General features: G+C 56.1%; 19 protein-coding genes and 1 pseudogene. 12 read left to right on the forward strand and 8 right to left on the reverse strand.

Annotated features, from left to right (window positions below):
* The first annotated feature begins 11 nt into the window (after window positions 1-11).
* Entirely contained in the window at window positions 12-1,697 is a 1,686-nt protein-coding gene (fruA, locus tag KK102_RS10120; protein ID WP_216357497.1) for a PTS fructose transporter subunit IIBC, read from the forward strand.
* Window positions 1,698-1,744: 47 nt separating this feature from the next.
* On the opposite strand, the gene nfo is transcribed toward fruA, so the two are convergent.
* The gene (gene nfo / locus KK102_RS10125; protein WP_126544421.1) at window positions 1,745-2,602 is read right to left on the reverse strand and encodes a deoxyribonuclease IV; all 858 of its coding nucleotides are present in this window, start codon (window positions 2,600-2,602) and stop codon (window positions 1,745-1,747) included.
* 64 nt (window positions 2,603-2,666) lie between these two features.
* Window positions 2,667-3,713 (reverse strand): YeiH family protein, encoded by a 1,047-nt coding sequence (locus KK102_RS10130; protein WP_089597957.1) that lies wholly within the window; start codon window positions 3,711-3,713, stop codon window positions 2,667-2,669.
* Between the two features lie 98 nt (window positions 3,714-3,811).
* On the opposite strand from KK102_RS10130, the gene yieE reads away from it, so the two are divergent.
* The 3 genes from yieE (at window position 3,812) to cirA (ending at window position 8,567) form a co-directional block, all read left to right on the forward strand.
* The gene (yieE, locus tag KK102_RS10135; RefSeq protein WP_126544422.1) at window positions 3,812-4,678 is read left to right on the forward strand and encodes a DNA-binding transcriptional regulator YeiE; all 867 of its coding nucleotides are present in this window, start codon (window positions 3,812-3,814) and stop codon (window positions 4,676-4,678) included.
* A gap of 223 nt (window positions 4,679-4,901) precedes the next feature.
* Window positions 4,902-6,371, forward strand: coding sequence for an amino acid permease (locus tag KK102_RS10140; protein ID WP_126544423.1), 1,470 nt, complete (start codon window positions 4,902-4,904; stop codon window positions 6,369-6,371).
* 225 nt (window positions 6,372-6,596) lie between these two features.
* Window positions 6,597-8,567: a catecholate siderophore receptor CirA gene (gene cirA / locus KK102_RS10145; protein ID WP_216357498.1), complete on the forward strand. Its 1,971-nt coding sequence runs from the start codon at window positions 6,597-6,599 to the stop codon at window positions 8,565-8,567.
* A gap of 98 nt (window positions 8,568-8,665) precedes the next feature.
* On the opposite strand, the gene fghA is transcribed toward cirA, so the two are convergent.
* Window positions 8,666-9,493: an S-formylglutathione hydrolase gene (gene fghA / locus KK102_RS10150; protein WP_126544425.1), complete on the reverse strand. Its 828-nt coding sequence runs from the start codon at window positions 9,491-9,493 to the stop codon at window positions 8,666-8,668.
* 138 nt (window positions 9,494-9,631) lie between these two features.
* On the opposite strand from fghA, the gene KK102_RS10155 reads away from it, so the two are divergent.
* From KK102_RS10155 to mglC, 7 genes are all read left to right on the forward strand, one after another.
* On the forward strand, window positions 9,632-10,780 hold the full coding sequence (locus KK102_RS10155) for a YbfB/YjiJ family MFS transporter (protein ID WP_126544426.1): 1,149 nt from the start codon (window positions 9,632-9,634) through the stop codon (window positions 10,778-10,780).
* 102 nt (window positions 10,781-10,882) lie between these two features.
* The gene (gene folE, locus KK102_RS10160) at window positions 10,883-11,551 is read left to right on the forward strand and encodes a GTP cyclohydrolase I FolE (protein ID WP_108416598.1); all 669 of its coding nucleotides are present in this window, start codon (window positions 10,883-10,885) and stop codon (window positions 11,549-11,551) included.
* 18 nt (window positions 11,552-11,569) lie between these two features.
* On the forward strand, window positions 11,570-12,727 hold the full coding sequence (gene yeiB, locus KK102_RS10165; RefSeq protein WP_010433536.1) for a DUF418 domain-containing protein YeiB: 1,158 nt from the start codon (window positions 11,570-11,572) through the stop codon (window positions 12,725-12,727).
* Window positions 12,728-12,882: 155 nt separating this feature from the next.
* On the forward strand, window positions 12,883-13,905 hold the full coding sequence (gene galS / locus KK102_RS10170) for an HTH-type transcriptional regulator GalS (protein ID WP_216357499.1): 1,023 nt from the start codon (window positions 12,883-12,885) through the stop codon (window positions 13,903-13,905).
* 295 nt (window positions 13,906-14,200) lie between these two features.
* Window positions 14,201-15,199, forward strand: a complete 999-nt coding sequence (gene mglB, locus KK102_RS10175) for a galactose/glucose ABC transporter substrate-binding protein MglB (RefSeq protein ID WP_216357500.1) — start codon at window positions 14,201-14,203, stop codon at window positions 15,197-15,199.
* Between the two features lie 79 nt (window positions 15,200-15,278).
* Window positions 15,279-16,799: a galactose/methyl galactoside ABC transporter ATP-binding protein MglA gene (gene mglA / locus KK102_RS10180; protein WP_010433543.1), complete on the forward strand. Its 1,521-nt coding sequence runs from the start codon at window positions 15,279-15,281 to the stop codon at window positions 16,797-16,799.
* Between the two features lie 15 nt (window positions 16,800-16,814).
* Window positions 16,815-17,825 carry a galactose/methyl galactoside ABC transporter permease MglC gene (mglC, locus tag KK102_RS10185; RefSeq protein ID WP_010433547.1) on the forward strand — a complete coding sequence of 337 codons (1,011 nt, stop codon included), beginning with the start codon at window positions 16,815-16,817 and terminating at the stop codon, window positions 17,823-17,825.
* A 50-nt stretch (window positions 17,826-17,875) separates the two neighbouring features.
* On the opposite strand, the pseudogene KK102_RS10190 reads toward mglC, so the two are convergent.
* The 5 genes and pseudogenes from KK102_RS10190 to KK102_RS10210 form a co-directional block, all read right to left on the reverse strand.
* Window positions 17,876-19,264 (reverse strand): annotated as a pseudogene (locus tag KK102_RS10190) (glutamine synthetase family protein).
* A 124-nt stretch (window positions 19,265-19,388) separates the two neighbouring features.
* The gene (sanA, locus tag KK102_RS10195) at window positions 19,389-20,105 is read right to left on the reverse strand and encodes an outer membrane permeability protein SanA (RefSeq protein ID WP_008500918.1); all 717 of its coding nucleotides are present in this window, start codon (window positions 20,103-20,105) and stop codon (window positions 19,389-19,391) included.
* 126 nt (window positions 20,106-20,231) lie between these two features.
* Entirely contained in the window at window positions 20,232-21,116 is an 885-nt protein-coding gene (gene cdd, locus KK102_RS10200; RefSeq protein WP_216357501.1) for a cytidine deaminase, read from the reverse strand.
* Between the two features lie 129 nt (window positions 21,117-21,245).
* Window positions 21,246-21,941: a CidB/LrgB family autolysis modulator gene (locus KK102_RS10205; protein ID WP_042715955.1), complete on the reverse strand. Its 696-nt coding sequence runs from the start codon at window positions 21,939-21,941 to the stop codon at window positions 21,246-21,248.
* A complete protein-coding gene (locus KK102_RS10210; RefSeq protein ID WP_042715956.1) occupies window positions 21,938-22,333 on the reverse strand; it encodes a CidA/LrgA family protein in 396 nt (131 codons plus the stop codon). Before KK102_RS10210 ends, KK102_RS10205 begins: the two co-directional genes overlap by 4 nt.
* Window positions 22,334-22,500: 167 nt before the next feature.
* On the opposite strand from KK102_RS10210, the gene dusC reads away from it, so the two are divergent.
* Entirely contained in the window at window positions 22,501-23,433 is a 933-nt protein-coding gene (gene dusC, locus KK102_RS10215; protein WP_216357502.1) for a tRNA dihydrouridine(16) synthase DusC, read from the forward strand.
* Window positions 23,434-23,764: the final 331 nt, after the last annotated feature.

Below are 23,764 nucleotides of genomic sequence, written 5' to 3' on the forward strand. Positions count from 1 at the left end.
GGAGAGGAATAATGAAAACGCTGCTGATCATTGACTCCGGTCTCGGACAGGCTCGCGCCTACATGGCGAAGACCCTGCTGGGCGCGGCGGCACAAAAAGCACACCTGGACATCATTGATAACCCAGGCGATGCCGAACTGGCGATTGTCCTGGGTGATAAAATCCCCGCAGACAGCGCGCTGAACGGCAAAAAAGTGTGGCTGGGCGATATTAATCGCGCGGTGGCACATCCTGAGCTGTTCCTGAGCGAAGCGAAAGGTCACGCCACGGTGTACAGTGCGCCTGTGGCGGCGGCCCCGGCTGCGGCCTCCGGTCCGAAACGCGTTGTCGCGGTTACGGCCTGTCCGACAGGCGTGGCGCACACCTTTATGGCGGCTGAAGCCATTGAAACTGAAGCGAAAAAACGCGGCTGGTGGGTGAAAGTTGAAACGCGCGGCTCGGTTGGCGCGGGCAATGCGATTACCCCTGAAGAAGTGGCGGAAGCCGATCTGGTGATCGTGGCGGCGGATATCGAAGTGGATCTGGCGAAATTTGCCGGTAAGCCAATGTACCGCACCTCTACCGGTCTGGCGCTGAAAAAGACCGCTCAGGAATTTGATAAGGCGCTGGTGGAAGCCAGGCCGTATCAGGCGACCGGTGCAGCGAAAACCCCGACCGAAGGGAAAAAAGAGTCTGCTGGCGCATACCGCCACCTGCTGACCGGCGTGTCCTACATGCTGCCGATGGTGGTGGCTGGGGGTCTGTGTATCGCGCTCTCCTTCGCGTTTGGTATTACCGCGTTTAAAGAAGAAGGCACCCTGGCGGCAGCGTTAATGCAGATCGGCGGCGGTTCCGCGTTCGCATTGATGGTACCGGTACTGGCTGGCTTTATCGCCTTCTCCATCGCTGACCGTCCTGGCCTGACGCCGGGCCTTATCGGCGGTATGCTGGCGGTGAGCACCGGCTCTGGCTTTATCGGCGGTATCATTGCCGGTTTCCTGGCGGGTTACGTTGCGAAGCTGATTAGCGCGAAGCTGAAGCTGCCGCAGAGTATGGAGGCGCTGAAACCGATTCTGATCATCCCGCTGATTTCCAGCCTGGTGGTCGGTCTGGCGATGATTTACCTGATTGGTAAGCCGGTTGCGGGCATCCTGGCGGGTCTGACCCACTGGCTGCAAACCATGGGCACCGCTAACGCGGTTCTGCTGGGCGCGATCCTCGGCGGCATGATGTGTACCGACATGGGTGGTCCGGTGAACAAAGCGGCGTACGCCTTTGGCGTTGGCCTGCTGAGTACCCAGACCTACGCGCCGATGGCGGCGATCATGGCGGCAGGTATGGTGCCACCGCTGGCGCTCGGTCTGGCAACGATCGTTGCCCGTCGTAAATTCGACAAAGCACAGCAGGAAGGCGGCAAAGCGGCGCTGGTTCTGGGCCTCTGCTTCATTACCGAAGGGGCGATTCCGTTCGCGGCTCGTGACCCAATGCGCGTTCTGCCATGCTGTATCGTCGGTGGCGCGGTAACGGGGGCAATCTCTATGGCGATTGGCGCTAAGCTGATGGCACCACACGGCGGTCTGTTCGTGCTGCTGATCCCTGGCGCCATCACGCCGGTACTGGGCTATCTGCTGGCGATTGTTGCCGGTACGCTGGTGGCGGGGCTGTCTTATGCGGTGCTGAAACGTCCGGAAGCGGAAGTTGTGGCAAAAGCAGCGTAAGCGATAAACAACAAAAAAGCCGGGTTGCATTACGCACCCGGCTTTTTTTATGCCGCCTGTTCAGCGGTTTGCTGCGCCTTCAGCCAGGCAATCTCTTCCGCCCAGATATCCGGGTTAATGGTTTCGAGCACCATCGGAATACCGTCGAAGCGGGCGTCCTGCATGATAAAGCGGAACGCATCATGGCCGATGTTGCCTTCGCCCAGGCTGTGGTGGCGGTCAACGCGGCTGCCGAACGCACTTTTTGCATCGTTCAGGTGCATGCCGCGCAGGTACTGAAAGCCCACGATACGCTCGAACTCTTCGAAGGTGTTTTTCGTTGCCTCGGTGGTGCGCAGGTCATAACCGGCCGCAAACGCGTGGCAGGTATCAATGCACACGCCGACGCGGGATTTATCTTCCACGCCGTCAATAATCGCCGCCAGATGTTCGAACCTAAATCCGAGGTTACTGCCCTGACCGGCGGTGTTCTCAATTACCGCGGTGACGCCCTGGGTCTTGTCCAGCGTGATGTTGATGGATTCGGCAATGCGCGCCAGGCAGGCATCTTCGTCAATCTGCATCAGATGGCTGCCCGGATGGAAGTTCAGCAGCGTCAGCCCCAGCTGCTCGCAGCGCTGTACTTCATCCAGAAACGCCTCGCGTGATTTTTCCAGCGCTTCCTGAACCGGGTGCCCAAGGTTAATCAGGTAGCTGTCGTGCGGGAGAATTTGGCCGGGCCCGTAGCGGTATTTCTCACAGGCGGCTTTGAAGTCATCAATCACGTCTGTAGTGAGCGGCGCGGCGCGCCACTGGCGCTGGTTCTTGGTGAACAGGGCGAAAGCGGTCGCCTCGATTTCGGCGGCGCGTATGGCGGCATTCGCAAGGCCACCGGCGGCGCTAACGTGCGCTCCAACGTATTTCATAAAGGGACTCCTGTTAACCCGAAATGCTTATGATAGCGGGTTAACAGGAGAAGGATGTAGTGGTTTATGCCATCAGGCTGTGCACGGCGAGGTTAATCGCGCCACCGCCGACAATCAGCCAGATGAAGAGCACCAGCGCCATCAGCAGCGGTTTCGCACCGGCTTTTTTCAGCGCGCTGACGTGAGTGGTCACACCCAGCGCCGCCATCGCCATCGCCAGCAGCACGGTGTCCAGCGTCACCAGCATATCCACTACCGCTTTCGGCAGCAGGTGGAAGGAGTTAAAGATTGCCACCACGATGAACAGGATAGCAAACCACGGAATGGTGATTTTGCTCTTCTCGCTACCGCCAGCCGGAGCCAGCTGTTTAACCCGCGCGGCCAGGAAAATCAGGAACGGGGCCAGCATCATCACGCGAAGCATTTTGGCAATCACCGCCGCGTTTTCGGCTTCCGGGTTAATGGCGTGTCCTGCTGCGACTACCTGAGCCACTTCGTGCATGGTCGAACCGATATAGATGCCGTAGGTTTCCGGGCTAAACCAGTGGGCGACCAGGGGGTACATCGCCGGGTAGAGGAAGATCGCCAGCGTACCGAAGATCACCACCGTCGCCACCGCCACGGTTACCTTGCTGGCTTCGGCTTTAACGACGGGTTCTGTTGCCAGCACCGCCGCTGCCCCACAGATACTGCTCCCGGCACCGATCAACCAGCTGGTGTGCTTGTCCAGCCCAAAGACTTTCTGACCGATAAAGCAGGCCAGTAAAAAGGTGCTGGTCAGGGTCAGGACGTCAATGGCAATCCCGCTCACACCCACATCCGCAATCTGCGAAAAGGTGAGGCGAAAGCCGTAAAGAATGATCCCGAGGCGCAGCAGATGCTGCTTGGCGAAAATCACACCGCCGTCGCAGGATTTCCAGATGTGCGGGTATAGGGTATTCCCGACCACCATGCCGAGCAAAATGGCCAGCGTTAAGGCGCTGAAACCTGCGCCCGCAACGGCGGGAATGCTGCCGCCCCATAATGCTGCGCCGGTTATCACGGCGCTGAGCGCAAGACCCGGCACGAAGTGCCACACTGTACGATGATGTTGTAAGGTGAGTTCTGACATAACCTTCTCCTTTGTCTGGCTTAAAGGTTACGGCGCACTGGCTTAAAAATAAAATTGATTATATATTTATAATTAATCTATATAAGTGGTAAACAACCATGCACATTACATTGCGTCAACTGGAAGTCTTCGCTGAAGTGCTGAAGAGTGGATCGACGACCCAGGCCTCGCAGATGCTGGCGCTCTCGCAGTCTGCGGTCAGTGCGGCGCTAACCGATCTCGAAGGGCAGCTGGGCGTGCAGCTGTTCGACAGGGTAGGGAAGCGGCTGGTGGTCAACGAGCATGGCCGTCTGCTTTACCCGCGCGCGCTGGCATTGCTGGAACAGGCCATCGAAATTGAACAGCTTTTCCGCGAAGACAACGGCGCGATCCGCGTGTTTGCCAGCAGCACCATTGGTAACTACATCCTGCCGGAGGTGATTGCCCGCTACCGCCGTGATTTCCCGTCGCTGCCGCTGGAGATGAGCGTGGGCAATAGCCAGGACGTGATTAACGCGGTGATCGATTTCCGCGTCGATATCGGCCTGATTGAAGGGCCGTGCCACAACGTGGATATCATTGCCGAACCCTGGCTGGAGGATGAGCTGGTGGTGTTTGCCTCCCCGGCCTCTTCTTTATTACAGGGCGAGGTGACGCTGGAACGTCTGGCGCAGGCGCAGTGGATCCTGCGCGAGCAGGGTTCCGGCACCCGTGAAATCGTCGATTACCTGCTGCTCTCCCATCTGCCGCAGTTCCAGCTGGGGATGGAGCTGGGCAACTCCGAGGCCATTAAGCACGCGGTCCGTCATGGACTGGGCATCAGCTGTCTTTCGCGGCGCGTGATCGCTGAACAGCTGGAGGTCGGATCGCTGGTCGAAATTCCCATTCCTCTGCCGAAGCTGGTGCGCACGCTGTGGTGCATTCACCATCGCCAGAAACACCTTTCCAGCTCTCTGCAGCGTTTTCTGCGCTATTGCGAGATGTGAAATCGCCCCTCACCCCAGCCCTCTCCCCAAAGGGGAGAGGGTGTTTTAAGTCCCCTCTCCCCTTTGGGGAGAGGGTTAGGGTGAGGGGAAAGACCCTATTTCTGCTTTACTTATAATCCTGGCCGAGTCATGAAGCTCTCTTATAACTGGGTATTTCTGCCGGAAGGAACGGAGATCGTCTGCTACAATCGCGCCTCATTTAATAAATGGACAGCATTTTCACATGGTTTCAGAAACTAAAACCACAGAAGCGCCCGCGCTACGTCGCGAACTCAAGGCGCGTCACCTGACGATGATCGCTATCGGCGGTTCAATCGGTACAGGTCTTTTCGTTGCCTCTGGCGCAACGATTTCGGCAGCTGGCCCGGGTGGGGCTCTCTTCTCTTATATCCTGATTGGCCTGATGGTCTACTTCCTGATGACCAGTCTGGGCGAACTGGCGGCTTACATGCCGGTGTCCGGCTCGTTTTCAACCTACGGGCAAAAATACGTCGAAGAAGGCTTCGGCTTCGCGCTGGGCTGGAACTACTGGTACAACTGGGCGGTGACCATCGCCGTTGACCTCGTCGCCGCACAGCTGGTGATGACCTGGTGGTTCCCGGATACGCCGGGCTGGATCTGGAGCGCTCTGTTCCTGGCCGTCATCTTCCTGCTGAACTACATCTCCGTGCGCGGTTTTGGCGAAGCGGAATACTGGTTCTCTTTGATTAAAGTGGCAACCGTCATCATCTTTATCGTCGTCGGCGTGGCGATGATCGTGGGTATTTTTAAAGGCGCTCAGCCTGCCGGATGGAGTAACTGGACGATAGGCGATGCGCCGTTTGCCGGGGGCTTCTCGGCGATGATTGGCGTGGCGATGATTGTCGGCTTCTCCTTCCAGGGAACCGAGCTTATCGGTATTGCGGCCGGTGAGTCTGAGAACCCGGAGAAGAACATTCCGCGCGCGGTGCGTCAGGTCTTCTGGCGTATCCTGCTGTTCTATGTGTTCGCTATTCTGATTATCAGCCTGATTATTCCGTATACCGACCCGAGCCTGCTGCGTAACGATGTCAAAGACATCAGCGTCAGCCCGTTCACGCTGGTCTTCCAGCACGCGGGTCTGCTCTCGGCGGCGGCGGTGATGAACGCGGTGATCCTGACGGCGGTGTTGTCTGCGGGTAACTCCGGGATGTATGCATCCACCCGTATGCTGTACACCCTGGCCTGCGACGGTAAAGCCCCGCGTATTTTTGCCAAACTGTCACGTGGCGGCGTACCGCGTAATGCGCTGTATGCAACTACGGTGATTGCCGGTCTGTGCTTCCTGACCTCTATGTTTGGCAACCAGACTGTCTACCTGTGGCTGCTGAATACCTCCGGGATGACGGGCTTTATCGCCTGGCTGGGGATTGCCATCAGCCACTACCGCTTCCGTCGCGGCTATGTGATGCAGGGCCATGACCTGAATAACCTGCCGTACCGCTCGGGGTTCTTCCCGCTGGGGCCGATTTTCGCCTTCATTCTGTGCCTGATTATTACCCTGGGGCAGAACTATGAAGCCTTCCTTGCGGATTCCATTGACTGGGGCGCTGTTACGGCCACCTACATCGGTATTCCGCTGTTCCTCATCATCTGGTTTGGCTACAAACTGACGAAAGGAACCCACTTCGTTCGCTACAGTGAAATGGATTTCCCGGAACGATTTAAACAATAACCGCAGTTCCTCTCTTTTAGCCCGCTCACCTGAGCGGGCTTTTTTATCTCCACAGTATGCAGAACGGAAATCATTTTTAACAATTTAATTGATAATGGTTATCGTTTGCTTTATCGTTACGAAATAATAAGCAAAACACCGACCCGCCGAAGATGCGGGCGGCTTCTAAAGCGTTGTGAGCAGTAATGAGTTGATTTAGTTGTATTTACCTCATGGAGATATGGAATGTTTAGGTTGAATCCTTTCGTCAGGGGAGGACTTTGTGCGTCCGCAATGTCCCTGGCACTGCCTGTCATCGCTGCGGAATCTGGCGACACGCTGGTTGTAACGGCCTCCGCGACCGAGCAAAACCTGAAAGACGCGCCGGCAAGCATTAGCGTCATTACTCAGGAAGACCTGAAGCGTAAGCCCGTTCAGAACCTGAAAGATGTGTTACAGGATGTGCCGGGCGTGCAGCTCACAAACGAAGGGGACAACCGCAAAGGAGTCAGTATTCGCGGTCTGGACAGCAGCTACACGCTGATTCTGGTCGACGGCAAACGCGTTAGCTCCCGCAATGCGGTATTCCGCCACAACGATTTTGACCTGAACTGGGTGCCTGTCGACGCCATCGAGCGGATAGAAGTGGTGCGCGGCCCGATGTCCTCCCTCTACGGTTCGGATGCACTGGGTGGCGTGGTCAACATCATCACCAAAAAAATCGGTCAGAAATGGACCGGAACCCTGAGCGCGGATTCAACCATTCAGGAACACCGCGACCGCGGTGACACTAACAACGGTCAGTTCTACACCAGCGGCCCGCTGGTGGACGGCGTGCTGGGGGTGAAAGCCTACGGCAGCGTGTCTAAACGTGAAAAAGACGATCAGCAACGCTCCTCTACCTCCGCGAGCGGTGAAACGCCGCGTATCGAAGGTTTCACCAGCCGCGATGCCAACGTCGAATTCGCCTGGACGCCGACGGAAAATCATGACTTTACCGCGGGATACGGCTTCGACCGCCAGGATCGCGACTCTGACTCCCTCGACAAAAACCGCCTTGAGCGCCAGAACTACTCTCTGAGCCACAACGGCCGCTGGGGCGTGGGCAACAGTGAACTGAAGGTGTACGGCGAGAAGGTCGACAACAAAAACCCGGGCAACAGCAGTCCGATTACCTCCGAGAGCAACGCGGTTGACGGGAAATACGTCCTGCCGCTGGGCGAAATCAATCAGCTGCTGACCTTCGGCGGCGAGTGGCGTCACGACAAGCTGAAGGATCCGGTCAACCTGACGGGGAGCTCCAGCAGCACGACCTCGGCAAGCCAGTACGCGCTGTTCCTTGAAGACGAATGGCGTATCTTCGAGCCGCTGGCGCTGACCACCGGCATCCGTATGGATGACCATGAAACCTACGGCGACCACTGGAGCCCGCGTGCCTATCTGGTCTACAACGCGACCGACACCGTCACGGTGAAAGGCGGCTGGGCCACCGCGTTTAAAGCGCCATCGCTGCTGCAGCTCAGCCCGGACTGGATCACCGGTTCCTGCCGCGGCGCCTGCGAGATTGTCGGTAACCCGGACCTGAAGCCGGAAACCAGCGAAAGCTTCGAGCTTGGACTCTACTACAGTGGGGAAGAGGGCTGGCTAGAAGGCGTGCAGGCCAGCATCACCACCTTCCAGAACGACGTGGACGACCGCATCAGCATCAGCCGTACGGCTAACGTGAACCAGGCGCAAAGCTACCCGAACTATGTTGGGCTGAACGCCGACGGCGAACCCATTTTCCGCTACTACAACGTCAACAAGGCGCGTATTCGTGGGGTGGAAACCGAGCTGAAGTTCCCGATTGCGGAAGACTGGAAAGTCACGCTGAACTACACCTACAACGATGGTCGTGATATCAGCAACGGCGGCAACAAGCCGCTCTCCGAACTGCCGTTCCACACCGCCAACGGAACCCTTGACTGGAAGGCAACGCAGGACTGGTCTTTCTATGTGCAGGGTAACTATAAAGGCGAGAAACGCGCGCTCACCAGTGGTGAACCGACGCCGGGCGGCTACGTTATCTGGAACACCGGTGCGGCATGGCAGGCAACGAAAGCCGTTAAGCTGCGCGCAGGGGTGCAGAACCTGCTGGATAAAGACCTGAGCCGTGACGATTACAGCTATACGGAAGATGGTCGTCGCTACTTTGTGGGCGTGGATTATACGTTCTGATGTAACCCTTATGCCCGGTGGCGCTTCGCTTACCGGGCCTACAAACCCGCGAACGTAGGCCGGGTAAGGCGCAGCCGCCACCCGGCAATCACCCGCTTTTACCCAAACAAATGCTCCGCATGGAAGCGGAGATGATCTTCAATAAAGGACCCGATGAAGTAATAGCTGTGGTCATACCCCGGTTGAATGCGCAGCGTCAGCGGCCAGTCCTTCTGGCGTGCCGCTTCAGCCAGCACCGCAGGCTGTAGCTGACCGGCGAGGAACTGATCCGCATCACCCTGATCGATAAGCGTAGGGATCGCATCCTCTGTCTGGCTTGCCAGCATCAGCGCGCAGCTGTCCCATTCCTGCCAGGTTTCTGCATTATCGCCCAGATAGTGGGTAAAGGCTTTTTGCCCCCAGGGTACCTGCGTTGGGTTCACAATCGGCGCAAACGCCGACACGCTGGTGTATTTCCCGGGGTTTTTCAGCGCCATGATAAGCGCACCGTGACCCCCCATTGAGTGCCCGCTGATGGCGCAACGGTCATTCACAGCAAACTCCGCCTGAATCAGCGCAGGCAGCTCGTCACGCATGTAGTCATACATGCGGTAGTGGCTCGCCCACGGCTGCTCGGTCGCGTTGAGATAAAATCCGGCGCCTTTGCCTAAATCGTATCCGGCATCGTCGGCGACCTCATCCCCACGCGGGCTGGTGTCTGGCATCACCAGCGCAATGCCAAGCTCTGCAGCAATACGCTGCGCACCCGCTTTGGTAGTGAAGTTTTCGTCGTTGCAGGTCAGGCCTGAAAGCCAGAACAGAACCGGCGGTTTTTCCGTCGGCGGCAGGAAAATGCTGAACGTCATCGCACAGTTCAGTACGGTGGAGTCGTGCCGCCAGCGCTGCTGTCGACCTTCAAAACAACGGTGCTCTTCGAGCAGTTCCATGCAAGGCTCCTTAATGATGATACGTATTCATAAAATCCATAATACAGAGTTTTCATTGACCTGTGAGTAACTTTCACTTTCCCCTTACGCTCAGATACTGCATCATAAATTTACTTTTCTTTAACAACTGGAGCGGTCATGGCGCTGCGTATCGCGCTCAGCGGATTTGTGGTTTTGGTGGTGGCAATGGGGATCGGGCGCTTTGCCTTTACGCCTCAGGTACCGCTGATGATTGCCGCCGGGCAACTCACGCTTACCAGTGCGGGTCTGGTGGCGGCGATGAACTATCTGGGCTATCTGGTCGGGGCGTGGGATGCCATGCGCGCCCATCGCTTTGTGGAAACACGCCTCTGGTTGGGCATCACTGGCGCGGTTGCCCTGACGCTGCTCTCGGCTGCGGCGGATAACGCTATGGTTCATGGTTTACTGCGCTTCGTGATTGGCTGCATGAGCGGCTGGTCTATGGTACTGATAGCCGCCTGGACCAACGAACGGCTGGGTCAGTTGGGCAAACCGGGGCTTAGCGCTGCTGTCTTTGCCGGGCCTGGCGCAGGCATTGCCCTGAGCGGGCTGCTCGCGGTCTATATTCAGGCGAAGGCGCTTTCTGCCGGGGCGGCATGGCAGATTTACGGCGTGCTGGCGCTGGTGCTGATTGCGCTGGTAGCGCGCTACCTGCCGCGATCCGGGCAACTCCATCGGCCTGGAACCGCACCGGAGCCGCTGGTGCTGACGGCGGATTTAAAGCGTCTGGTCTGGAGTTACAGCCTCGCGGGGTTTGGCTATATCCTCCCGGCGACCTTCCTGTCGCAAATGGCGGCGGTGCGTTTTCCCGGCAGCCTGTTTGCCCAGTTTGTCTGGCCGATTTTCGGTTTCGCTGCCGTCATCGGCATCGTGCTCAGCATCATACTGCGCCATACATCCACGGCTAACCGCAGGCTGGCGATTGTTCTGTGGTTACAGGGTGCAGGCGTGCTGGCCGCCTGGCTGCTGCCGGGCATTGGCGGTTTGCTGACGGGTGGTCTGCTGGTCGGCGGCGGGTTCTTATGTGCCGTGCAGCTTTCTCTGCTCTACGGTCGCGAGCTGGCACCTAACCACACGCGCTATATGGCAGGACTGCTCACCACCGGCTATGCCATCGGCCAGCTGATTGGCCCTGTGACGTCCGCGCTCTCCACCTGGTTGACGCATCGGCTGGAGCCTGCGCTGGGGCTGGCGGGCATCGCGCTGTTCATCGGCGGGGCACTGGTCTGGAACCGTCAGGCTGAAAGGCAGCAGCAATTGCAATAATTATCGTCGTGAATACTGGATTATGTGCGCCGCCTCACGCACAATGAGCGCACACTTTTGCCACAACGAGGGCAAAAGACGCCACACCTGCAGGAGAAAAGAATGTCATCACTCAGTAAAGAAGCTGCTCTGGTCCATGAAGCCCTGGTCGCGCGCGGTCTTGAAACGCCACTGCGTCCACCGGTTCAGGAACTGGATAATGAAACCCGTAAGCGTCTGATTTCCGGGCATATGACCGAGATCATGCAACTGCTGAATCTCGATCTGAGCGATGACAGCCTGATGGAGACGCCTCAGCGCATCGCGAAAATGTACGTAGACGAGATCTTCTCTGGCCTTGATTACGCCAATTTCCCGAAAATCACCGTCATTGAAAATAAAATGAAGGTCGATGAGATGGTGACGGTGCGCGATATCACGCTCACCAGCACCTGCGAGCACCATTTCGTGACCATCGATGGCAAAGCGACCGTGGCGTATATTCCAAAAGACACGGTAATTGGCCTGTCCAAAATCAACCGTATCGTGCGATTCTTCTCCCAGCGTCCGCAGGTTCAGGAGCGTCTGACGCAGCAGATCCTGACCGCGCTGCAAACGCTGTTGGGCACCAATAACGTGGCGGTCTCCATCGACGCGGTGCACTATTGCGTGAAAGCGCGCGGCGTGCGTGATGCGACCAGCGCAACCACCACCACGTCGCTGGGCGGTCTGTTTAAATCGAGCCAGAACACCCGCCAGGAGTTCCTGCGCGCCGTGCGTCACCACAATTAATCAGACAGGGCAGGGACCATGGAGCGAAACGTCACGCTCGATTTTGTTCGCGGCGTCGCCATTCTCGGTATCCTGCTGCTCAATATTAGCGCCTTCGGTTTGCCGAAGGCCGCTTATCTCAACCCCGCCTGGTACGGCGATATCACCCGAAGCGATGCCTGGACATGGGCGATCCTCGATCTCTTTGCGCAGGTTAAATTCCTGACGCTGTTTGCGCTGCTGTTTGGCGCAGGGTTGCAGCTTCTGCTCAAACGCGGCACGCGCTGGATCCAGTCACGTTTAACGCTGCTGGCCATCCTCGGCTTTATTCACGGCTTGTTTTTCTGGGATGGCGACATTCTGCTCGCCTACGGGTTAGTTGGGCTCATCTGCTGGCGTCTTATCCGCGATGCGCCCAGCGTAAAAAGCCTGTTCAACACCGGCGTGATGCTCTATGTCATGGGGCTTTGCGTATTGTTTCTGCTGGGCGTTATCTCTGGCGATTCAACAAACCGCTCGTGGATACCCGACGCGGCCAACCTGCAGTATGAGCAGTTCTGGAAGCTGAAAGGGGGGGCTGAGGCGATCGGTAATCGGGCCGATATGCTCGGTGATAATCTCCTTGCGCTGGGGGCGCAGTACGGCTGGCAGCTGGCAGGGATGATGCTGATGGGGGCATCCCTGATGCGCACCGGCTGGCTGAAGGGCGAATTCAGCCTGCGCCACTATCGCCGCACGGGCGCGGGTCTGGTCCTGCTCGGCGTGCTGATTAATCTCCCGGCGGTGATAATGCAGTGGCATCTTCACTGGGACTACCGCTGGTGCGCCTTCCTGCTTCAGGTGCCGCGTGAGCTTAGCGCCCCGTTCCAGACCATCGGCTACGCGGCGCTGATCTACGGCTTCTGGCCGCAGCTTTCCCGCCTGTGGATTGTCAGCGCCGTGGCCTGCGTTGGCCGCATGGCGTTAAGCAATTACATCCTGCAAACGCTGATCTGCACCACGCTGTTCTACCGATTTGGCCTGTTTATGAAATTCGACCGACTCACGCTGCTGGCGTTTGTTATTCCGGTCTGGATGGTTAACCTGGCGTTTTCCGTTATCTGGCTGCGTTATTTCCGCCAGGGTCCGCTGGAGTGGGTCTGGCGAAAATTAACCGCACATGCTTCGGGTGTATCATTGCGTAATACATCCGGATAACGATCTGGATCACAATCATTAACAAAACGGATGTAAGCGTTTTCATCTGTGTGAGCTTCTTCACGTAGTCCCCTCTTCCTCGCTGCCAAAATAGCCTCCTTGCTAAACACAGGGGGTGTCTGTGAGTTGCTGCAATCCTATGAAGGATGGTGAATATGATCACCATTCGTGACGTCGCCCGCCTGGCGGGCGTTTCCGTGGCTACCGTCTCTCGCGTGCTGAACAACAGCGCGCTGGTCAGCCCTGAAACCCGTGAAACCGTAATGAAAGCCGTGACCCAGCTTGGGTACCGGCCAAATGCCAACGCGCAGGCGCTGGCGACGCAGGTGAGCGATACCATTGGCGTCGTGGTGATGGATGTGTCGGATGCCTTCTTTGGCGCGCTGGTTAAAGCGGTGGACGTTGTCGCCCAGCAGCACCAGAAATACGTGCTGATTGGCAACAGCTATCACGAGGCGGAAAAAGAGCGTCATGCCATCGAGGTGCTGATACGCCAGCGTTGCAATGCCCTGATTGTGCATTCAAAAGCATTAAGCGACGAAGAGCTGGCCGGGTTTATGGAGCAGATCCCCGGGATGGTGTTAATCAACCGGATTGTGCCAGGCTACGCGCACCGTTGCGTTGGCCTGGATAACGTCAGCGGCGCGATGATGGCGACGCGGATGCTCATCAGCAACGGCCATCAGCGCATCGGGTATCTTGCTTCCAGCCACCAGATTGAAGACGACGGAATGCGTCGGGAAGGGTGGCAGAACGCGTTGAAAGAGCACGGCATTGTCCCGCTGGAAAGCTGGGTAGGAACCAGTACGCCGGATATGCAGGGTGGGGAAGCCGCAATGGTCGAGCTGCTGGGCCGTAATCTGCAACTTTCCGCCGTGTTTGCCTATAACGACAGCATGGCGGCGGGGGCGCTGACTGCGCTGAAAGACAACGGAATTGCGGTGCCACAGCATTTGTCGCTGATTGGCTTCGATGATATCCCGATTGCCCGTTACACCGACCCGCAGTTAACCACCGTGCGTTACCCCATTGCCTCGATGGCAAAACTGGCGACCGAACTGGCGTTACAGGGTGCCGCAGGCCTGCTGGATCCGGATGCAACACACTGTTTCATGCCAACTTTAGTCAGGCGGCATTCTGTCTCTATTCGGCAAACTGTGGCTCCGATCACTAACTAATTATGTGGCGTGATGTAACCGTTTTCAATCTGTGAGTAAATTCACAGTATCTTAACAAGCCGCTGACTATGATGTCAGCGTTTTAGAGGCTGAAACGCTATGTAACGGTGATTAATCATTTTCACCATAACCAGTGAGCCGAAAACAACGAATAAAACGCATTTCTGGAGCGTTACCGAACACGGAAGATAGAAATTTTATAAGTGAACTTCGGCGATCAGTAACGTTTTATTAACACCTGCCCGCCGACCGTTATTCACAAGAACTACCCTGCATAAAAAAAACCGGAGATACCATGAATAAGAAGGTGTTGACTCTGTCTGCTGTAATGGCAAGCATGCTTTTTGGTGCTGCAGCGCACGCTGCGGATACCCGTATTGGCGTGACCATCTATAAATACGACGACAACTTCATGTCCGTTGTGCGTAAAGCGATTGAGAAAGATGCGAAAGCAGCGCCAGACGTTCAGCTGCTGATGAACGACTCCCAGAACGACCAGTCCAAACAGAACGACCAGATCGACGTTCTGCTGGCGAAAGGCGTGAAAGCCCTGGCCATCAACCTGGTTGACCCGGCTGCTGCAGGCACGGTTATTGAGAAAGCGCGCGGCCAGAACGTGCCAATCGTCTTCTTCAACAAAGAACCTTCCCGTAAGGCGCTGGATAGCTACGATAAAGCGTATTACGTCGGTACCGACTCCAAAGAGTCTGGCATTATTCAGGGCGATCTGATCGCGAAACACTGGGCGGCGAACCCGAACTGGGACCTGAACAAAGACGGTCAGATTCAGTTCGTGCTGCTGAAAGGCGAGCCAGGCCACCCGGATGCTGAAGCCCGTACCACCTACGTTGTCAAAGAGCTGAACGACAAGGGCCTGAAAACCCAGCAGCTGGCGTTAGATACCGCGATGTGGGATACCGCTCAGGCGAAAGATAAGATGGACGCGTGGCTGTCTGGCCCGAACGCCAACAAAATCGAAGTGGTTATCGCCAACAACGATGCGATGGCGATGGGTGCCGTTGAAGCCCTGAAAGCGCACAACAAATCCTCCATTCCTGTGTTCGGCGTAGATGCCCTGCCAGAAGCACTGGCGCTGGTTAAATCCGGTGCGATGGCCGGTACCGTTCTGAATGATGCCAACAACCAGGCGAAAGCCACCTTCGACCTGGCGAAAAACCTGGCCGACGGTAAAGGTGCTGCTGACGGCACGACCTGGAAAATTGAAAACAAAATCGTTCGCGTGCCATACGTGGGCGTAGACCAGTCCAACCTGGCTGAGTTTATCGGTAAATAAGTTCTTTGTTTTGTCTTCACTGGGCGCAATTCGTTGCGCCCTTTTATAACGCGATATGCGAGGCCAACAAGGTATAATTATGGTCAGCACAACTACTCAGTCGTCCGGTGAATACTTGTTGGAAATGACCGGTGTTAACAAGTCTTTCCCCGGTGTTAAGGCACTCGATAATGTTAATTTAAAAGTGCGTCCTCACTCTATTCATGCCTTGATGGGGGAGAACGGTGCGGGTAAATCAACATTATTAAAATGTCTTTTTGGGATCTATCAAAAAGATTCTGGCAGCATTCTTTTTCAGGGGAAAGAGATCGATTTCCATTCAGCGAAAGAAGCGCTGGAAAACGGTATCTCGATGGTTCACCAGGAATTAAACCTGGTACTGCAACGTTCGGTAATGGATAACATGTGGTTGGGACGTTACCCAACCAAAGGTGTGTTTGTCGATCAGGATAAAATGTATCGCGACACCAAAGCGATTTTCGACGAGCTGGATATTGATATCGATCCGCGCGCCCGCGTGGGGACATTATCCGTTTCCCAGATGCAGATGATCGAAATTGCGAAAGCGTTCTCCTATGACGCGAAGATCGTCATCATGGATGAACCCACGTCGTCATTAACGGAAAAAGAGGTTAACCACCTTTTTACCATTATTCGCAAACTGAAAGATCGCGGCTGCGGCATTGTGTATATCTCCCACAAAATGGAAGAGATCTTCCAGCTGTGCGATGAAATTACCATCCTGCGCGACGGCCAGTGGATTGCCACCCAGCCGCTGGAAGGGCTGGACATGGACAAGATCATCGCCATGATGGTCGGCCGTTCCCTGAACCAGCGCTTCCCGGACAAAGAAAACAAGCCGGGCGAAGTGATTCTGGAAGTGCGCAATCTTACCTCGCTGCGCCAGCCGTCCATTCGCGATATTTCCTTCGACCTGCACAAAGGCGAAATTCTGGGCATTGCCGGACTGGTGGGAGCCAAACGTACCGATATCGTGGAAACCCTGTTTGGTATCCGTGAAAAATCGGGTGGCACCATTACGCTGCACGGTAAGAAAATTAACAACCATAACGCCAACGAAGCCATTAATAACGGTTTCGCGCTGGTGACGGAAGAACGCCGCTCGACCGGCATTTATGCCTATCTCGATATTAACTTTAACTCGTTAATTTCGAACATTCGTAACTATAAAAGTAAAATCGGTCTGCTGGATAATTCCCGCATGAAGAGCGATACCCAGTGGGTTATTGACTCCATGCGCGTCAAAACGCCAGGCCACCGTACGCAAATTGGTTCGCTTTCGGGTGGGAACCAGCAAAAAGTCATTATTGGCCGCTGGTTATTGACCCAGCCCGAAATTCTGATGCTGGATGAACCGACCCGCGGTATCGATGTGGGTGCAAAATTTGAAATTTATCAGCTGATTGCTGAGCTGGCGAAAAAGAATAAAGGGATCATTATTATTTCTTCCGAAATGCCGGAACTGTTAGGGATCACAGACCGTATTCTGGTTATGAGCAATGGTCTCGTTGCCGGTATTGTTGACACCAAAACGACTACGCAAAACGAAATTTTGCGTCTTGCGTCTTTGCACCTTTAAGATCAGGGGCTCCTCATGAGTGCGTTAAATAAGAAAAGTTTTCTCACTTATCTGAAAGAAGGCGGTATTTACGTTGTTCTTTTAGTATTACTGGCCATTATTATCTTCCAGGACCCTACGTTCTTAAGCCTGCTGAACCTGAGTAACATTCTGACTCAGTCCTCCGTGCGTATCATCATCGCGCTGGGCGTGGCGGGTTTGATTGTCACCCAGGGGACTGACCTGTCAGCCGGACGTCAGGTAGGGCTGGCGGCGGTTATTGCGGCAACCCTGCTGCAGTCGATGGAAAACGCCAACAAGGTGTTCCCGGAAATGGCAACCATGCCGATTTTCGTGGTGATCCTGATTGTCTGCGCCATCGGTGCGGTGATCGGCCTGATCAACGGCATCATCATTGCTTACCTGAACGTGACGCCATTTATCACCACGCTGGGTACGATGATCATCGTTTACGGTATCAACTCCCTGTACTACGACTTCGTGGGCGCGTCGCCAATCTCGGGCTTTGACAGCGGCTTCTCGACCTTTACGCAAGGATTTATCGCGCTGGGCAGCTTCCGCCTTTCATACATTACCTTCTATGCGCTGATTGCCGTGGCCTTCGTTTGGGTGCTGTGGAACAAAACCCGCTTTGGTAAAAATATTTTCGCCATCGGCGGTAACCCGGAAGCGGCGAAAGTATCCGGCGTTAACGTTGCCCTGAACCTGCTGATGATTTATGCGTTGTCCGGCGTGTTCTACGCCTTCGGCGGAATGCTGGAAGCGGGCCGTATCGGCTCTGCCACCAACAACCTTGGCTTCATGTACGAGCTGGATGCGATTGCGGCCTGCGTGGTGGGCGGCGTCTCCTTCAGCGGCGGCGTGGGTACCGTGCTCGGCGTGGTCACCGGTGTGATCATCTTCACCGTCATCAACTACGGGTTGACCTATATCGGCGTGAACCCGTACTGGCAGTACATCATCAAAGGCGCCATCATTATCTTCGCCGTTGCGCTGGATTCACTGAAGTACGCGCGTAAGAAATAATCGTCTTTCGCGATACCCGGCCCGCTCACCGAGCGGGCTTTTTTTATGCCTTATGCCAGCTGAGACTCCTCTCGGGTCACAATGCGTTCAAACCAGTCGAGTTCAGAGAGCTTGCAGGCGATCCACTGTTCGGAAAAGGCGTCGCCCAGGCTGTCGGTGAGGTACTGACAGCGGGCAAAAGCCTCAATCGCCTCCTGCTGAAACAGCGGCAGTTCAGGTTGATCGTGCTGCGGTTCGGGCAACTCCTCCTCGTCGATATTTTCCAGCCCGTACAGCATGCCGGTCAGGATAGTAGCAGCCACCAGATACGGATTGGCGTCCGCCCCGGCCAGCCGGTACTCGATACGACGGTTGTGGTCTTCCGAGCAGGGAATACGCAAAGCGGCGGAGCGGGTGTTATAGCCCCAGGAGTTAAATACGGGTTCCGTCAGGTTTTTACGCAGGCGACGAAACGCGTTGACGCCCGGTGCAAGAATGGCGATAGAGGCGGGCATCAGCGCCAGCTGGCCCGCGATGCACAACCGCACCATGCTGTTCAGCGCGTTCACCGGTGAGGCAAAGACGTTTTCGCCGCGGCTGTCGTTGAGGCTGAAATGAAAGTGCAAGCCGCTGCCGGAAAGTTCGCTGAAGGGCTTGGCCATAAAGTTGGCCTGCAGGCCGTGCTTTTCGGCAACGTATCGGGTCAGGCGACGCAGCGCCAGCACGTTATCGCAGACCTCAACGACGCGATGGCTGTGCTTCAGGTTTAATTCGTACTGACCGGACTCGGCTTCCGCTACGACCCCTGACAGCGGGATGCGCTAAAGGTGCGCCAGCTGCTCCAGCTCGTCAAACAGCGCGGCATGCGCCGACGAGGTATCCATATGAAAACAGCCCTGATTTTGCTGATCCCGATCGTCATGCCCCGTCAGATAGAACTCGATTTCCGGGGCAATCACAGGGAAAAGGCCGTGCTGGTGGAAGCGGGCCAGCACGTTCTGCAGTATCACGCGCGGCTCAAGCGGGCAGGGGCTATTGTCGCTGTCTTTCATCGTCAGCAGGATCTGCGCGTTGTGCTGCGGATCTTGCGGACAGGGACGCAGGGAGCCGGCGACCGGAACGCACAGCCGGTCCGGTTCATCATAAAGCGGGGCGGCGATTTTTCCTTTCTGATCCATCGAGTAGACCGAAAGGGGAAAGTAACAGCCTTTTTCCAGACTCAGCATGCTCTCCACCGACAGACGCTTGCCACGCATCGTGCCGTTGATATCGTTCAGATAAACGTCGACATGCTTCGTCTGCGGGTAACGTTCCAGGTAATCGGCTACTTCCACTGAAATGTTGTGCTGCAGGGCGTCAATTTTTTCATCCAGCCAGAGACCTGAATTGAGTGCGCCAGGGAGTGATAAGCCGGGAAAGTTAAAATACGGACGGAGACTTTTGAGGAAAAACGCATTCATTATCGAGTTCATAGTCATTCTTCAATGAAGCCGTAGCGGCAGTGAACTCAGCTTAAAAGAGCCGACGTAAAGGGGAGATAAAAAGCGTCAGGCCCGGCGTAAAGAAAGTATAAAGGCGGTGCTGTTATTTCTCTTTTTTCTGCATATCGAGCAGCTGCTCGGGCGTGACGGCCGGATAACCCTGCGCATCTTCCGGCACTTCGTGCATCGCCGGGATCGGCACCAGCGGGCCTAAAAAGCGCGGTTCACGTTTGAAGATGTAAAGATCGGCCAATGCGCCAAAGCGGGCACCGAACTCGCGCACGCGCACGCTCAGCATGTCTTTTGGCGACGGCACGGCGTAGCACTGAGCCTGGATACCCATATGCAGCGCGATAAACAGCGCGCGCTCGCAGTGGAAGCGCTGGGTAATGATGATGAAATCGTTAGTGTCGAACACCTTGCGGGTGCGCACGATGGAGTCCAGGGTGCGGAACCCGGCGTAGTCGAGCACGATATCGGCAGGATCGACGCCAGCGGCAATCAGGTCCTTACGCATCGTCACCGGTTCGTTGTAGCTTTGCAGGGCGTTATCGCCGCTGAGCAGCAGGTAATTCACCTTCCCGCTGTTGTAGGCGTTCAGCGCCCCCTGAATGCGGTAGCGGTAATACTGGTTGATCACGCCGGTGCGGTAATATTTGGCGGTGCCGAGCACTACGCCGACCTGACGATAGGGCAGGTCCTGCAGATCGTCAAAAATGTAGGGGGCGGTTTTCCAGCTCATCCAGCGGTCGAGACCGAGCACGATCAACAGCAGTATGCCGACCAGGACAGACAGGCTGTAAAAAACGCGCTTTAACATGAAGATGGCTCGTTCGTGAATGAAAGTTCACTCAGGCTACTGTACCCGCCTGGTTAGCGCAAGAAACGGTGAATCAACTGAGGGCTTTTTCAGCAAACTGGCGGGCATAACTGCCCGCCGGAAGGTTCAGGCAAGCAGCACGCGGTCGATTGTGGTGCAGCCCAGCGCTTTCAGCGTCGCGGCGGTGGCGTCCCACTGAATCAGCGACGCATCGGCAATTTCAGCCAGAATGGCGCGCTGAATGTCCGGATAGTCATAGCCGTTCAGGCTCAGCAGGTTAAGTGCGCCCTGCAGCGGAGGCAGCGTCGGGTTGAACGCGGCGTTTTCCGCATAGCTGCCGGTAAAGATACGCCCATCGCGGCACTGCAGCGCCACGCCGCTCGGGGACTTGCTGTACGGCGTGTGGCTCTTGTTGGCGGCGGTAATCGCCGCCTGGCTCAGGTCATCGCCGGACAGGGCGAAACCGTGGTCCTGCTCGTCCATCAGCAGCGTTTTAATCTCGAGATCTTTCGGACCGAAGGCGTCCGGCAGGTAATCCCCCAGCGTATGCGGCACGCGGCCCGGCAGGTTGATGCGCAGCTGCAGCCCGCTGTTCAGCTCGTTCATAAACTGACGGCAGTGACCGCAGGGGGTGTAGTTAACCGTGATGGCGCTCAACGCTTTTTCACCGCGCAGCCAGGCGTGGCTGATGGCGCTTTGCTCGGCGTGAACGGTCTGCTGCATGGTCGCACCGAGGAACTCCATGTTGCCACCGAAGTACCAGGTTCCGCTTACGCCGCGTGCAATGGCACCGACGTTGAAGTGGGAAAGGTCGGCACGCGCGCAGGCAGCAGCCAGGGGCAGCAGTGCGAAAGCCAGCGCGTCTTCATCCAGTCCCGTTGCCTGTTTCAGCCTCGTGACCTGCTCCGCCGTCAGCAGGGCGGGGAAATGCGTATCCGCCAGAACCGGAGCCAGGGCTGATTGCAAATTCTCTGCAAGCTGGGCGAAAGCAGCTTGAAAACGTGGGTGCATGGCGTTTGCCTCATAAAGGTTGATGGATCGGTAGTGTACGGAGCCGCTGGGGCTTTATATGTGATCCACTTCTCATTATGTGTGCAACTTATGAAAACAAAATGAAAATTGCGCGACGCATCGCAAATTTTAGCCCATCACCGCCAGAATAATCGGGAACACAAAGGGGGCAATCAGGGAGGTGATAATCCCGCAGATCACCAGCGCCAGCGAGCTAAACGCCCCTTCCTGATAGTCCACTTCGGCGCAGCGCGCGGTGCCCAGGGCGTGAGACGCAGTCCCCATCGCCAGACCGCGTGCAGCTTTGGTGCGGATCTTCATCAGATTCAGCAGGGTATGGCCAAACACCGCGCCCAGGATCCCGACGAAAATCACGCACATCGCACTGATGGCCGGAATGCCGCCGATGCTGCCGCCCACGGCCATCGCAATCGGTGTGGTGACGGACTTCGGCAGAATAGAGGCGGCAATCTGCGGAGAGGCCCCCATTAACAGGGCCACCGAGGTGCCGGTGATCATCGCCACCAGGCTACCGATAAAGCAGATGGTGATGATGGACTTCCAGCGGGCGCGGATCTGGTGCAGCTGTTCATATAAAGGAAACGCCAGCGCGACGACGGCAGGCTGCAGCAGATCGTTTAAGATTTTGCTCCCGGCGAAGTAGCGTTCGTAAGGAATGCCGGTAAGCAGCAGGAACGGAATAATCACCACCATCGCCACCAGCAGCGGGTTGAGCAACGGCATTTTGAAGCGTACGGCAAGCTTACGTGCAGCGAAGAACACCGCCAGGGTTAACGGCAGCGACCACCAGATATTGGCCATCATTTTTTTGTTTTCTCCCCGACCACTTTACGTTCGCCATGCACGATGTGCGAACTCCAGCTCACCACCAGGAACACCACCAGCGTACTGACCGCACAGGAGACGACAATCGGGCCGAACTGGGCTTTGAGCACGTCGTAATATTGCATAACGCCTACGCCGATGGGCACGAAAAGCAGCGCCATGTAGCGGATAAGAACGAAGCAGCCAGGATTGACCCACTTCGCGGGCAGCACCTGTAAAGCCAGCAGCACAAACAGGATCAGCATCCCGATAATGCTGCCGGGAATGACGATTGGCAGCAGCGAGGCGATGAAAATCCCGGCGTACAGGCAGGCGTAAATCAGGACGAATGCGCGCAGATACTGCCAGATTGTATTCAGTGATTTGCTCATGGTGAAAGTCCTTGATGAAACGCATTCATCATACAATTAAACCCAGAAATGTGCCACGGATCACATCATGAATTTTGAGCATACCAGACATTCCAGAATGGAACGCCGTGCTTTCCTCAACCATACAGAGCAGATACTATAGCGCGTCTTTTTTCACAGGTACTGCTATGCGTGTTTTACTGGCCCCTATGGAAGGCGTGCTCGACTCCCTCGTGCGCGAGCTTCTGACCGAGGTGAACGATTACGATCTCTGCGTGACGGAGTTTTTGCGCGTGGTCGATATGCTGTTGCCGGTAAAATCCTTCTACCGCCTGTGCCCCGAGCTGCACAACCAGAGCCGGACGACCTCCGGTACGCTGGTGCGTATTCAGCTGCTGGGGCAGTACCCTGAATGGCTGGCGGAGAACGCCGCCCGTGCGGTTGAGCTGGGCTCTTACGGCGTCGATCTCAACTGCGGCTGTCCGTCGAAGATGGTTAACGGCAGCGGGGGCGGGGCGACGTTGCTTAAAGATCCTGAACTCATTTATCGCGGCGCGAAGGCGATGCGTGAGGCCGTGCCGTCGCATCTGCCGGTGACGGTCAAAGTGCGCCTGGGCTGGGACAGCGACGCGCGCCAGTTTGAAATTGCCGATGCGGTGCAGCAGGCCGGTGCCACCGAGCTGGTGGTACACGGGCGTACTAAAGAGGACGGCTACAAAGCAGATCGCATTAACTGGCAGGCAATCGGCGAGATCCGCAAACGCCTCAGCATTCCGGTTATCGCCAACGGCGAAATCTGGGACCACGCGAGCGCGCAGGCCTGCATGAAGGAGACGGGCTGTGATGCGGTGATGATCGGCCGCGGCGCGCTGAACGTGCCGAACCTCAGCCGGGTGGTGAAATATAATGAACCGCGTATGCCGTGGGCAGACGTGGTCACGCTGCTGCAAAAATACAGCCGTCTGGAAAAGCAGGGCGACACCGGTTTGTATCATGTTGCGCGTATTAAGCAGTGGCTCAGTTATTTGCGCAAAGAATATAGCGAAGCGTTAGGTCTATTTCAGGAGATCCGTACGCTGCAGACCTCTGCGGATATTGCGCGCGTGATCCAGTCAAAATAATAAGCGTTAATTTGCTCACACTTTTTTAAAATATAAAACGATGCAGGTTTTCAAGGTGGCGCGACGGTGTTAAGGTGCCACTGTTTTCAACGCAGGATTGTTACTGGTTAACAGGCAAAACCTAAGCGTTTCACAGCAATAACCGCTGTGGAGCGCTTAGGTTTTTTTTTGCCTGTCATTCATGCAGGAGAGACATTTGGCTTAGCGCTTTTTACTGATTTTAAAAAATGAATTATCGACAGGAAATAGAAAAATTTCCTGCGCACGGTTACGCACTCAATACTCAGCTACAGGTTGCTAATATGACAAATAAAAATAATCTCTATGCCCT

The organism is Enterobacter quasimori (assembly GCF_018597345.1).
Lineage (GTDB): Bacteria > Pseudomonadota > Gammaproteobacteria > Enterobacterales > Enterobacteriaceae > Enterobacter > Enterobacter mori.